14 protein-coding genes and 1 pseudogene are annotated in these 13,262 nt (G+C 41.6%); 13 read left to right on the top strand and 2 right to left on the bottom strand.

The window, feature by feature from the left end:
* Nucleotides 1-380: 380 nt before the first annotated feature.
* Together RP262_RS09870 and RP262_RS09865 are read right to left on the bottom strand one after the other, a co-directional pair.
* Entirely contained in the window at nt 381-1,517 is a 1,137-nt protein-coding gene (locus tag RP262_RS09870) for a GTP-binding protein (RefSeq protein WP_311155033.1), read from the bottom strand.
* On the bottom strand, nt 1,517-1,744 hold the full coding sequence (locus RP262_RS09865) for a hypothetical protein (protein ID WP_126435092.1): 228 nt from the start codon (nt 1,742-1,744) through the stop codon (nt 1,517-1,519). Before RP262_RS09865 ends, RP262_RS09870 begins: the two co-directional genes overlap by 1 nt.
* Before the next feature lie 462 nt (nt 1,745-2,206).
* Between RP262_RS09865 and RP262_RS09860 the strand changes: the two are divergent.
* The 13 genes and pseudogenes from RP262_RS09860 (at nt 2,207) to RP262_RS09800 (ending at nt 13,240) form a co-directional block, all read left to right on the top strand.
* A pseudogene (locus RP262_RS09860) lies at nt 2,207-2,652 on the top strand (hypothetical protein).
* Between the two features lie 217 nt (nt 2,653-2,869).
* On the top strand, nt 2,870-4,120 hold the full coding sequence (locus RP262_RS09855) for a dicarboxylate/amino acid:cation symporter (RefSeq protein ID WP_002908002.1): 1,251 nt from the start codon (nt 2,870-2,872) through the stop codon (nt 4,118-4,120).
* Between the two features lie 14 nt (nt 4,121-4,134).
* Nucleotides 4,135-5,079 (top strand): alpha-L-glutamate ligase, encoded by a 945-nt coding sequence (locus tag RP262_RS09850; RefSeq protein WP_311155032.1) that lies wholly within the window; start codon nt 4,135-4,137, stop codon nt 5,077-5,079.
* Nucleotides 5,080-5,473: 394 nt separating this feature from the next.
* The gene (locus RP262_RS09845; RefSeq protein WP_002893729.1) at nt 5,474-5,740 is read left to right on the top strand and encodes an ACT domain-containing protein; all 267 of its coding nucleotides are present in this window, start codon (nt 5,474-5,476) and stop codon (nt 5,738-5,740) included.
* 10 nt (nt 5,741-5,750) lie between these two features.
* A complete protein-coding gene (locus RP262_RS09840) occupies nt 5,751-7,088 on the top strand; it encodes a PFL family protein (protein WP_311155031.1) in 1,338 nt (445 codons plus the stop codon).
* A gap of 132 nt (nt 7,089-7,220) precedes the next feature.
* Nucleotides 7,221-8,117 carry a hypothetical protein gene (locus RP262_RS09835; protein WP_311155030.1) on the top strand — a complete coding sequence of 299 codons (897 nt, stop codon included), beginning with the start codon at nt 7,221-7,223 and terminating at the stop codon, nt 8,115-8,117.
* 130 nt (nt 8,118-8,247) lie between these two features.
* Nucleotides 8,248-8,949, top strand: a complete 702-nt coding sequence (locus tag RP262_RS09830; protein ID WP_311155029.1) for a histidine phosphatase family protein — start codon at nt 8,248-8,250, stop codon at nt 8,947-8,949.
* Nucleotides 8,950-9,048: 99 nt separating this feature from the next.
* Complete coding sequence (locus RP262_RS09825) at nt 9,049-9,747, top strand: histidine phosphatase family protein (protein ID WP_311155028.1); 699 nt, start codon at nt 9,049-9,051, stop codon at nt 9,745-9,747.
* On the top strand, nt 9,734-10,522 hold the full coding sequence (locus tag RP262_RS09820) for a D-alanyl-D-alanine carboxypeptidase family protein (protein WP_125439218.1): 789 nt from the start codon (nt 9,734-9,736) through the stop codon (nt 10,520-10,522). Before RP262_RS09825 ends, RP262_RS09820 begins: the two co-directional genes overlap by 14 nt.
* A 220-nt stretch (nt 10,523-10,742) precedes the next feature.
* Nucleotides 10,743-11,066, top strand: coding sequence for a PadR family transcriptional regulator (locus RP262_RS09815; protein ID WP_111675323.1), 324 nt, complete (start codon nt 10,743-10,745; stop codon nt 11,064-11,066).
* Nucleotides 11,066-11,638 (top strand): DUF2812 domain-containing protein, encoded by a 573-nt coding sequence (locus RP262_RS09810; protein WP_111675324.1) that lies wholly within the window; start codon nt 11,066-11,068, stop codon nt 11,636-11,638. The genes RP262_RS09815 and RP262_RS09810 overlap by 1 nt, the downstream gene beginning before the upstream one ends.
* 41 nt (nt 11,639-11,679) lie before the next feature.
* On the top strand, nt 11,680-12,519 hold the full coding sequence (locus RP262_RS09805; protein ID WP_311155027.1) for an ABC transporter ATP-binding protein: 840 nt from the start codon (nt 11,680-11,682) through the stop codon (nt 12,517-12,519).
* Nucleotides 12,512-13,240, top strand: coding sequence for an ABC transporter permease (locus tag RP262_RS09800; RefSeq protein WP_111675326.1), 729 nt, complete (start codon nt 12,512-12,514; stop codon nt 13,238-13,240). Before RP262_RS09805 ends, RP262_RS09800 begins: the two co-directional genes overlap by 8 nt.
* Nucleotides 13,241-13,262 lie beyond the last annotated feature (22 nt).

The raw sequence follows: 13,262 nt of genomic DNA, 5'->3' as shown, positions 1-13,262 counted from the left end.
CCAAAGTTAGGTGTATTATTTTAATGCTTACAGACCTAAACTATTCCCCTATTTATAATTTATTGATTCATATTTTATGAAATTAAAAAGTAGATATCGTTCTGAAAATCCTTGATATTACGCTGTTTTTAGTCCAACTGAAATCCATACTTTCCAAACCAGGTCTTAAGAAAGCTCGTAAAGCTAGTCAGTTCTCAAAACGTTAATCAATACGATTATATCAAACTTTACAGACATTCAAGAGGACTCTTTTGGATATCTTTTTCTTGTAAAAATCAAGAATTTCTAGCAAAATTTCCCTAATTCATTTTGAGGTTTCTAATGGAATTTCATCTAAAACATGATTAGAATAATACCCCAAGATTCAAAATCTTGGGGTATTATCTTTTTTTAGACAATTGTTCTCTAAAAAGTTTTGTCATTTGTTTTTGTCCGGCAGCAGTACCTAGAGCTTCTTTGCTTATTTCTCCTTTAAATATTTGTTCCATTAAAAATAGGTAAGCCTCGCCTAAAGCAGTTGTAATTAATCCAGCAGTAGTTCCAGAAATCGTTCCGCCAACTGCTGTTCCTACTCCGGGAATAAATTTGAGTATATTAGAGACAATTGTTTTTCCAAGGAAAGTTGCTCCCCCAGATCCTAAAGTTGAGGATACAAAGGCGGTTAGAAAGGTTTTATTGATATCAAGCCCAAAAATTACAGTAATGCCAGTAATCATGCTTATCTGAGTCGGCACAAGCATGAAGGCATCTGCAAATGGAACTGGTGCGAAACCTTCACCAAAACTTGCTGCTACTGCAGTCGCAATGACTGCCCTAGCATGTTTTTTTTTAGATTCCAGAGATACTTTTTGGATATTTTGCAATGTATCCTGCAGTTCAGTTGGCAAGATCTCAGACATTACATCAATCAAAGTATCTAATCCAAAAGCTTTAGCGACATATTCCTCGTCAAAATCCATGTCCTGAGCTAGAATAGGCACAACTTTACAAACATCTAAGTTTTCCTGCTCAACATGAGCTTTCATTTCTAGTGCTTTCTTTTTAGGTACAGATTGAGTAAGGACAACGATGATTGGGACCTTAGACTGTTTATTCTTCTCAGAAAACTCTCTGAGCCATTCCACTTCCGAACTATCAAAAGTACGGTTTGAACCGACATTAATACAATACCAAATACAGTGAATGACCTCATTGATGTCATTAGAAGAGTAACCGTTGTTAATTAGTTTAATGACTTCATCTTTGACACTCTCCTGTTGGGTATATGACAATTCAAAGCCGGGTGTATCGTAGATTGCCAAAGGATATCCGTTTTTTTCAATTTTGCGAATTTCCTGAGTTACTGGTCGGCCTAGTCCAGTATCAGCAAAATTCCCTCTAAACAAACTATTAATTAGTGTACTTTTGCCAACACCTGATTTGCCAATGACGATGATGTTTAATCTTTTTAAATTATTAATTTTATCATTAATCGCGTTGAGACATTGCTGCGCAATATTATCTGTATTAATTTGCATTATCTTCTACCTTTGTTATAGTCAGATTTTTTAACTAACGTGTCCTTCCCATCAAAACTAGTTTTTAGATGATTAGTTAGTGTTACTTGTTTTTTATATACATAATTTCTAGTTTTTTTCAATACTCTAGGCAGAAGAACTGTAGAGGCTAAAATTAAAGCTCCGCTTACGAAGATGTATTTTGCAGTAGATGATTTTCTCTTTCTCGTGCCTTTTTTCTTTGACATAGTATTTCTCACTAATATGATTTTTAAAATAATTATATCATATAAGAAATTAAAAGAGTCAATTTAATGATTTTGTTTATCTCTTTGTTTTAAAGCTTTTAGAACAACTTCTTTGATAGAAATTGAAGTAATGTTAGCAGAGATCTATTAGTTGTAATGAAGAGGCTGTAAAGATCTTGAAGATAGAGAAGTAGTTATGTGGTTTTCAGCCTCTTTCGCTCTCCAAGGTACAAGAAAAATAAACCACCTGCCTTGCGTATGTGGTCCCTAGATGGGTGGCTATGATTTGTAAAATAAGTCTAAGTAAATAGCTTGCTAAGATTTAGTAATTTATAGATTTTTAAAAATTTATATAGTACACTAGATGTGTAATATTGAGTTTTGAGTGACTGAAAAATTAGTATGGATGTTACCAGCTGTTTTAGAAAATTAGTGTGGTATCAAAAAATTTAAGGAGACGTTATGAAAAAACGAACGAAAAGCATAATCGCAACAATTGCATCAATAGTGGCGCTCGTAAGTCTGGGAGGATGTGCCATGACTCAAAAAGAAAGTAATAAACAAGATAAGAAAGTTGCTTCTTCAAAAAAGGCTATCAAAGATGATAAAGAAGCCATCAAGCAAAAACAGCTCGCTTATCTAAAAAATCATGAGCAAGAATTATAGATTTGGTAAAAGCTCAAAGTCCAAAAGTCGAATCAGTTCAGATTGATTGGGAAGAGACGCAATGGAGTGATGGCGGTCTTACAAATCCCGAGTATTATATTAATGTTTTTGGGCGTATCAATAATATTGAAGAATCGGGGTGGGGAGTGGATATACCGATTAATGATGATGATGAAAGTGTAAATCTTGAAGAAATGATTATAGGTAATTACATAAGTATCGGAGGTGAACCGATTGACTAATTGGAATTTGAAAAGTTTTAATAATATATGCTTCGTTAGAGGAATCATTCTATAGGGATAAAACTAATAGACATTCAAGAGTTATTTCTTGGATGGCTTTTTTACGCTATTCAACTCACCTATAAAATTCTTCTATTGCTTTCATAGAAAATATATATTAGCCAGATAGGGGCAATCATAGTAAAATAGCTATCAAAATAGACTAAAGGAGTTTGGAATGAAAATCGTTTCTTTATGGTCAAAGGTTACTCTGGGCTTGCAGATGTTGATTGCTTTGATTTTGGGTGTTCTTGTTGCTCTTATCTGGCCGCAGTTTTCGGCTTTTTATCAATTTCTGGGTCAAGCTTTTATCAGTTTGATTAATATGGTGATTATTCCACTGGTCTTTCCGGTTGTGGTCGTAGCAGTAGCTGGTGTGATCGGCAAGAAATCTTTCGGGAAGCTTTTGTCAAAGAGTCTGCTCTATTTCTTTGGGGTCACGACGGCGATTACTTTTATTTTTGTCTTTGCATCTTATTATCTGGGCTTTGGTCAGGGAGTCAATATCGGTCAGGCGGGAGCCAGCATTGACGGGATTACCAAAAGTATTCAGCTGGATGATTTTTTGCTTAGCTTCATTCCCTCCAATATTGTCAAGTCGCTTTCAGAAGGAGCTCTGCTTCCTATTATTGTTTTTGCTATATTTTTAGGATTTGGGCTTGGAAGTCTCAAGGAAGAAAAGACTCAGAAAGCTGTTGAGCTGCTACAGATTTGGATTGAGGCTATTTATAAAATTGTCGGTGTGATTGTGAAGCTGTCCCCGATTGGTATTTTTGGCTTTATTGCTAAGGATGTGGCTACGACAGGAGTTGACAAGTTGGTCGGTTTGGGGCAATTTGTAGCAGGAACTTATCTGGCTTATGCGGTTCTGGCTTTAGTGATTTTTCCTTTGATTGCTTTTGCTTTCAGAATTCCTTATCTGACAAGCTTGCAACGGATTTGGAGTCTTCTGACTTTGGCTTTTGTCTCTGGCAGTTCCAGCGTTGTCCTGCCGCCGCTGTTAAAAGATTTAAAGAAGCAGGGATATGATGAGCATGTCATAGATTTGGTTGTGCCTTTGGGTTACACTTTTAATCTTGAAGGGGCTGCTGTCTATTTCTCAGTAGCCACCATCTTTATCGCCCATGCTTATGGGATTGCTTTTTCTGTATCAGGACTTTTCTTTACTGTTTTGCTTTTGACATTGATTGGTAAAACAGCTGCAACGGTGCCTTCTGGAGCGATTGTTGTCTTGCTGGCAGCTGCGCCTCAACTAGGCCTACCAGTGGAAGGCGTTGCCTTGATTTTTGCGGTTGATTTCTTTGTCAATGCTGGTCGAACTGCTCTCAATGTTCTAGGCCAGGTTTTGGCCGTCAGTGTTATTGAAAAGACGGAAGGCAATGTAGTAGAAGAATCGAAAAGCAGCAAGCTGGCTGTTCGGTATTCCTAAAGGAGAGAAGACTTATGAGTCAAGCAAAAGTATACGTTATTCATGAAAATTTGGAGTGGACGCAGCACTTGGTCAAGTGGCTGGAGGAAAAAGATGTGCCCTATGAACTTTGGGATTTGTCAAGTGGGATCCTAGATCTGCAGAGTCCGCCTCCAACAGGAATTTTCTACAATCGGATGTCCGCTTCTTCTCATACTCGGGGACACCGCTATGCACCAGAATTTTCAGAGCAGGTTCTAGCTTGGCTGGAAGCTCACGGTCGCAAGGTCATCAATGGCAGCGGAGCTATTAATCTAGAAATCAGCAAAATTAAACAGTATTTGAAGCTTTCTGAGGTTGGAATTGCTTATCCAGAGACGGTAGGTGTTTTGGGACAGGAGAATATTCTGGAGGCAGCTAGAAAGCTTAATATTTATCCTCTGATTACCAAGCATAATCGGGCTGGGAAAGGTTTGGGAGTGCAGCTCTTCAATAGTGAGGCGGAGTTGAAATCCTATGTAGACAGTCCTGCTTTTGAACCTTCTGTGGATGGGATTACCCTGCTTCAGGCCTATATCAAGCCTGCGGATGGTCGGATTCGTCGTTCGGAGTTCATTAACCGGAAGTTTCTTTATACAGTGTCCATCGATTCATCAGAAGGCTTTCAGCTTTGTCCGGCAGATGGGTGTCAGATTGGGCAAAGGCCTGCTCAGCTAGAGAACTCAGATAAGTTTCAAATCACAGATCCGCTACCTGCTAGTCAAAGACAGGCTTACGAGACATTTCTAGCTCAGGCTGGTATTGATGTGGCAGCTATTGAGTGGGTAGAGTCGGAGAGCGGTCAGATTTATGTCTATGATGTGAACACCAATACCAACTATAATCCGACAGCAGAAGAAAAAGCAGAAATTTTTGCTCATCAGCATCTGGCAGAATATCTAAAGAACGAGCTGGCAGCATCCTATCCAGAACAAATTTAAAACAAACAAAAGCTTTCCGTTTTGGAGGTTTTTCAAGATAGATTTTACTTTGTAAGGATAATAAATGTATCTATAGCTCCCTTCGGGGATAGCGAGTGACTTGGCCTATCCGACCTATCCGCTTCATACCTATGTTGAAAAATAGCAGAGCTTATTACTGAAATCACACCTTGCATCATTGGGAGGTGTGATTTTTAAGTGTTTGTCTTAAAACAAGAACCCTAAAGCAAAGGGAAGCCTGGTAATTCAGTAAGCTGCTTAGCATAGAGGCATCTTCCTTGTTCCAAGCACTATTTGCAATATCCGAACCTTCTGCCTTTATTTTCTGAAATAGTATACAAAATCCTTGAATTTATGCTACAATGAGACAAACTAAAAATGATTGGAGCCAAGCATGAAAGCAATTATTACCGTTGTCGGAAAAGATAAAACAGGGATTGTAGCCGGAGTTTCCACTAAGATTGCGGAGCTGGGGTTGAATATTGATGATATTTCCCAAACCGTTTTGGAGGAATATTTTACCATGATGGCCTTGGTGTCAAGCGATGAAAAGCAAGATTTTACGGCCCTTCGCAATGAGTTTGAAGCTTTCGGCCAAGAGCTCAACGTCAAAATCAACATTCAAAGCGCAGCCATTTTTGATGCCATGTACAATATCTAAGGAGTGAAGGATGGATATTAGACAAGTAACAGAAACCATTGCCATGATTGAGGAGCAGAATTTTGATATTCGGACCATCACCATGGGCATTTCACTCTTGGACTGCATCGACACAGATATTAATCGGGCGGCGGAGAAGATTTACCAAAAAATCACGACCAAAGCGAAAAACCTGGTGGCAGTTGGGGACGAAATTGCTGCAGAGCTCGGGATTCCCATCGTCAATAAGCGGGTATCAGTGACTCCGATTTCTCTGATTGGGGCAGCGACAGATGCGACGGATTATCTACCCTTAGCCAAGGCTTTAGATAAGGCGGCTAAAGAGATCGGTGTTGACTTTATCGGTGGCTTCTCAGCTTTGGTCCAAAAGGGCTATCAAAAAGGCGATGAAATTCTTATTAATTCTATTCCACGTGCTTTGGCTGAGACGGATAAGGTCTGCTCCTCTGTCAATATCGGCTCGACTAAGACCGGTATCAATATGACGGCAGTTGCGGATATGGGGCGGATTATCAAGGAAACGGCCCAGCTTTCTGACATGGGGGCGGCCAAGCTAGTCGTCTTTGCCAATGCGGTAGAGGACAATCCTTTCATGGCAGGCGCCTTCCATGGTGTTGGTGAAGCAGATGTGGTCATCAACGTTGGTGTTTCTGGGCCAGGTGTTGTCAAGCGAGCCTTGGAAAAGGTACGTGGTGAGAGCTTTGACGTGGTCGCAGAAACGGTCAAGAAAACGGCCTTCAAAATCACCCGTATCGGCCAGTTGGTCGGTCAGATGGCCAGCGAGCGTCTGGGCGTCAAGTTCGGGATTGTTGACTTGAGTCTGGCTCCAACACCGGCAGTCGGAGACTCAGTTGCCCGTGTCTTGGAAGAAATGGGCTTGGAAACAGTTGGCACTCATGGCACGACAGCGGCACTTGCCCTGCTCAATGACCAAGTTAAAAAAGGCGGTGTCATGGCTTGCAATCAGGTTGGCGGACTGTCTGGTGCTTTCATTCCTGTGTCAGAAGATGAGGGCATGATTGCGGCAGTACAGAATGGCTCGCTCAATCTAGAAAAGCTAGAAGCTATGACAGCTATCTGCTCGGTAGGTTTGGATATGATTGCCATTCCAGAGGTGACAACGGCTGAAACCATCGCGGCCATGATTGCGGATGAGGCAGCGATTGGCGTTATCAATCAGAAGACGACAGCTGTGCGGATTATTCCAAAGGGCAAGGAAGGAGATATGATTGAATTTGGCGGGCTCTTGGGAACAGCTCCGGTCATGAAGGTCAATCAGGCTTCGTCAGCCGCCTTTATCGCGCGGGGCGGTCAGATTCCAGCGCCCATTCACAGCTTTAAAAATTAAAAAGCTAGATTTGAAAAAGCTTTTATGAAAGCATCGTAAAGGACAGCTATTCAGTTTCCGAATAGGAGTTTGCGGGATTGAATCTAGCTGGATACTTGAAAGATAGGGGATTATAAGGAGATTATTTAGGTTATGAATAAAAGAGAGCTAGCTGAGCTAGCCCTTGATTTAGGTTTGGATGTTGATAAAGAGAGCGGCATTATATATGGCCGTAGAAGGGACTATGCTTTTTATCTAGAGACCATAACAGATGGCGATGAATTTGCGATTTTCTTTTCAGTCAGATGTGAGCAGGGCTATATCGGTCGAGATACCTTGGAAACTTTGATCAACGATTCTGAGGTCTTGATTGATTTTGAGAGAGCTGGCTATAGCCTAGCCTGTCAGATTTTGGCTGATCAGGATCGAGATCTGCTGCCGGATATTTTGGAGGAGGCTATCGAGGACTGCACCCGCTACTTTGAGGAGCAAGGGCTGGTTAGCGCCTGTGAGAAAACTGGTGAAACCGGAGATGTAGACCTGTATCAGTTCAAAGGAGATTGGCTCTTTCTCACGCCATCAAGCTATGAGCGGATGATTTCCATCTCACAGGATAAGGTGACAAAGCGCCCCCTTCCTCATCAAAGTCCGCAGAAAATACATTATTTCCTGGGGATTTTCGGAGCTTTCTTGACTAGCTTGCTTGGTGCATGCCTCGTCTTCTTCCTGACAGGTGCATCCTTGGCTATGGGCTTCATATCAGGTTTTACACTGCTATTTAGCATTGCTTGCTATGAAAAGTTTGTCAAAGGAATTTCTGTTTTAGGAATTGTGGCAAGTTTCTTTTTTACTTTAACGATGAGCTTTTTAGCTGTTCAAATCGGTTATGCCAATTCTTTTTACCGAGGGGAAGGAAATATTTTGCAAGCCATTATCGCTATTAATAAAGCCGCTTTATCCGGACAGTTTGGTCTTAATTATTGGCTCCATTATCTGTACATTGTTCTTGGATGTGTCAGTGCCGTCAAAGTTCATATTAAGTCTCTATAGTTGATTAAATGCTGACTTCACAGTGAGCAGCTGTCTATCATAGTGGGAAACCGAGTTCTCCCTCTTCTTTATCTAAAGAATACGAAGGCCTATACTATAATAAACAAAGAAAAAATAAAAGAGGTAAACTATGTCAAAAACAAGACTCTATGTTATCCGTCATGGCAAGACCATGTTCAATACTATCGGCCGGGCACAGGGCTGGTCTGATACGCCGCTGACTGCCGAAGGCGAGCGCGGTATTCGTGAGCTGGGTATCGGATTGCGAGAGTCTGGCTTGCCTTTTATCAAGGCTTTTTCCAGTGATAGCGGCAGGACCATTCAGACCATGGGGATTATCCTAGAGGAGCTGGGTCTGACTGGCCAGATTCCCTATCGCTATGACAAGCGTATCCGGGAGTGGTGTTTCGGAAGTTTTGATGGTGCCTATGGGGGTGAGCTCTTTCATGGCGTTATCCCACGAGTTCTTAAGACGGATAATTACAAGGAACTCAGTTGGCCGGATTTGGCGAATGGCCTGGTAGAAGTGGATTCAGCTGGCTGGGCTGAACCTTGGGACAAGCTTAGCGGTCGGATTTTAGAAGGCTTTGAAGCCATTGCTAGAGAGGTGGAGTCCTCTGGCGGCGGCAATGCTCTGGTCGTCAGCCATAGCATGACCATTGGTACCTTGGCTTATCTGGTTGATGAGAATATCACGAAAAATCCTAATGTTGATAATGGCAGTGTCACAGTGCTGGAATATGAAGATGGTCACTTTACTATCCAAACCTTGGGTGATTTGTCTTATCGTCAGGTTGGTGCAGCTATATTGGACCGAGAAAATCAAGAATGAGCAGGAGTTTTTAGACTCCTGCTTTTTGCTTTGAAAGCCAGATGGCGCCAATTTCTTCATAAAATGGTATAATATGAAAAGAACAACGGAGGAAATGAAATGGCAAAAACAAGATTATACTTGGTTCGTCATGGCAAGACCATGTTTAATACTATCGGCCGGGCTCAAGGCTGGTCTGATACCCCTTTGACTGAAGTCGGGGAACGTGGCATTCATGAGTTGGGCATTGGCTTGAGAGAAGTTGGGCTTGATTTCAAATTGGCCCGTTCCAGCGACAGCGGCCGGACTATTCAGACCATGGGCATTATTCTAGAGGAACTTGGCCTGACAGGTCAGATTCCTTATACCTTTGACAAGCGGATTCGTGAATGGTGTTTTGGCAGTTTTGATGGCGGTTATGATGGGGAACTCTTTATGGGTGTGATGCCTCGGGTTTTCAATATTGAGCATGTCCATCAGCTCAGCTATGCTGAGCTAGCAGAAGGTCTTGTAGAAGTCGATACAGCTGGCTGGGCGGAAAACTGGGAAAAGCTCAGCGGCCGAATCTGGGAAGGTTTTTCAGCCATAGCTGAGGAGCTGGAAGCTGCTGGCGGCGGCAATGCTCTTGTAGTCAGCCACGGCATGACTATCGGAACCTTTGTTTATCTAATCAATCGAACTCAGCCTCATGGTTTGGACAATGGCAGTGTGACGATTGTAGACTATGAAGACGGTAAATTCACAGTAGCTTGCGTCGGAGACATGTCTTATCGAGAGGCCGGTGCCAAAGTAATGGAGGAAGAAGTTGAAGCGCGCTAAACATCGCAAAGAAAAGAGAAAATCGAAGTCTAAGAAGATTGGGTTGACGCTTTTGTTGTTAATCGTCTTGTGTCTGGCAGCTGGAGGAACGGCGATTTATTTCCGTCCGTCCTTGTTACAAGATCTGCTTGCAAAAATTCAATTTTCGGGTTCGTCTAGCAGTTCTGCTACGAAGGGCTCTTCTAGCTCAGAGAGTTCGCAGTCTGATTTGCCCAAGGTTTCTTCTACTGACTGGAATTTGATTTTGGTCAATCGTGACAACCAGCAAGAAGAAAAAACACCTGATCTGACTCAGATTGGAGAGGTCCAGGTCGACAGCCGCATTGCTGAAAATACTCGGCAATTCCTAGCAGCAGCCCAAGCGATAGCTCCTGAAGAAACTTTAATCTCTGGCTATCGCAGCCGAGCTGAGCAGGAGGAACTCTATAACGAAAAAGTTGCTGGGGAAGTCGCCAAAGGCTTGTCAAATGAAGAAGCAGTCAGCATTGTGCTGAAGCAGGTGCAACTTCCAGGAGCCAGCGAGCATCAAACGGGCTTGGCTATTGATATGAGTGTCCCAGAAGGTCAGGAAGATGAATTGGCAGCCAAGATTGCGGAGCTAGCTCCCCAGTATGGTTTTGTCCTTCGCTATCCGGATGGCAAGAGTGATATTACCGGAGTTGACTTTGAGAATTGGCATTACCGCTATGTCGGTGTGGAGAATGCCCAGTATATGCAGAAGCACAATCTGGTTCTGGAAGAATATATCGCCCTGCTCAAGGCAGCAGGAAAATAAACAAGTAAGTCAGGATTTCCTGGCTTTTTTTATGCTGATTTATCAGGATGCAGGTCTCTAATCCTTTTAGCTTCTGATCAAATCAGCTGCAAGTATTGATAGATAAAAATGAATTACTTTTTGTAAAAAAATATTTATAAATCCTTGACAACTATATCGGACTGCGATATAATTTTTTATATCAAGGTTCGATATATCGAGGTGAAAGTGAGATGAGAAGATGAGTGGATTGACAGAAAAGCTTAGGAGAGTCTATGTGCCAATGACAGAGACAGGTTTTTATATCCTCTTCTGTCTTCAGAAAGAAAGGCATGGCTACAGTATTACTCAAAAAGTCAAGGAGCTGACAGAAGGACAGCTATCTATCAGCCCGGGGACCATGTACGGGACCTTGGCAAAGATGGAAAAAGATGGTCTGATTGCCTTTGTTCGTGAGGAAGAAAAGAGAAAGCTCTACCAGATTACAGAACTTGGACAGAAAATTTTGGGCTTGGAAATCCAGCGGATTGAGCGCCTTTACCGCAATAGTAAGGAGGAAGTTTGATGGAAAAGAAAATTGTCTATAAAATCTTTACCATTGCAGACTATGACAGAGAAGCAGCTTATTTTAAAAAAATGCACAGTCAAGGCTGGAAATTGAAGAAAGTAAGTTATTCTCCCTTTCTTGTTGCAGTTCGTTATACATTTGAAGCCTGTCCGCCTCAGGAAGTGGCCTATCAATTGGATTTTCGCCCCATAAAGAAGGCGGAGCAAGAATCCTATTATCAACTGTTTGAGGATTGTGGCTGGGAGCATATTACAAACTTTAATCAGTTCTCTTATTTCCGCAAGCCAGTTTCTCAGCTTGATGCAGACAGCGATCTTGAAATCTATAATGACGCATGGTCTAAGCTAGAAATGGTCAAGCGTTTGCTTGTATGGCGATTTTTGCCAGCCATCATGGTTTTGTGTGTCACGACTTATCTCATTCTAGATATTTCCCAGAAAAGTTTGAAAGCAAGTCTGTTATTCAAATCAATCTTAGCAATAGACTGTCTTATATTGCTCATTCTGTTCTGTCAACTGGTCCATATTGCCTTGCGTTTTTGGAAAATGAGGCAGGAACTGAAAGATTGATTGCAGTTTTGTTAAATACTGTTGTGAAAGCGAGGAAAACAATGAAAAAGACCATTATTGAAGTGCAAGGCTTGAAAAAGAAATTCAAGGAACAAGAAGCCTTGGCAGGAATCGATTTTTCCATCCAAGAGGGAGAAATTTTTGGCTTCCTAGGACCGTCTGGATCTGGTAAAACGACGACTATCAATATCTTGACTGGTCAGTTGTCTGCAGATGCTGGAACAGCTCATGTGTTGTCTGCTCTGGTTGAGGATTTTAAGGTAGAAGTCCTGGAGCAGATTGGTATTGTCAGCGATGGCAGTGGCTTTTATGAAAAGATGTCACTTTATAAAAATCTCAAGGCCTATGCTATGCTCTTTGGTGTTAATATGACAGAAGTCGATGAACTTCTCCGAAAAGTGGGGCTTTATGATAGTCGCAACAAGGTGGCTGAAAAACTATCTACGGGTATGAAGCAGCGCATGTTACTGGTGCGTGCCTTGATTAATCGACCTAAACTGCTTTTTTTGGATGAGCCAACCAGTGGTTTGGATCCGTCAACTTCTCGCACCATTCACGAATTGTTGCTGGAACTAAAAGCGCAGGGGACAACTATTTTTCTGACGACTCATGATATGCAGGAAGCTACCCTCTTGTGTGATCGCTTGGCCTTGCTCAGTAAAGGGAAATTAGTTGAGGTAGGCAGTCCGCATGAGATAATCCAAAAGTACAATACGGATAAGAAGGTTCGTTTAGAATATGTAGATTTGACGACGAAGACAGTTACCTTTGATGAACTGCAAGGTGGTTTGGATTTGTCCAATGTTATCAGTATTCATTCCTGCGAACCAACTTTGGAAGATGTTTTCATCACGTTGACAGGAGGTACCTTAAATGTCTAATAAATTAAAAGGTATGATTTGGCTGAGAGGTCAAGTGACGCTAGCTAATAAAAGTATTCTATTACAGGTTTTTATGCCGATTTTACTCATTTTTCTCTATAAATTTATTTTTTCTCTGAATGGAGCAGGTAAGGAAATTGGAGTGGATAAACTAGCTATTATGTTGCTTACGATCTCTCTGCCTTTCTCTCTAGCCATGTCAGTTGGAACACCCATTATCATCATTCTAGCTGAGGAAAGAGAAAAACATAATTTGCAAAGTTTGCGCTTGGCTGGTGTGACAGCGGGTCAATACATTCTCTCCGCTTTAATCTGGCCAGCAATTATTGGGATTTTTTATATCGTCATTACCCCAATTTTGGTAGGAGCTAAGCTTTCTAATCATCTGTTCAGCTATAGTTTGGTTCTCTTATTGACCATGCTGGTCTTAATTTTCTTCTTTTTAATGGTTGGTCTGTTTTGTAAAAATCAGGTCATGGCACAATCTCTTAGTGTCCCAGCCATGCTCTTGGCGGCATTTATTCCTATGTTTTCAAATATGAGCGAGGATTTATTTAAGGTGCTGCGTTATAGCTTTATGGGCCTATTTACTAGCTATATGAAAGATTGGTCTCATTTCCATTTATGGAGCGGAGAATTTTTGGCTCTGCTAGTTTGGTTGCTCCTTTTTGCAGGAATTTCTTTCTATTTGATGCGCCGTTTGCAAATTTTGGACGACTAATCTAGGTCGCTAGACTGATTTT

It is taken from the genome of uncultured Streptococcus sp. (assembly GCF_963456385.1).
In the GTDB taxonomy this organism is placed as follows: domain Bacteria; phylum Bacillota; class Bacilli; order Lactobacillales; family Streptococcaceae; genus Streptococcus.
This window is presented reverse-complemented; position numbering and strand designations above follow the sequence as displayed.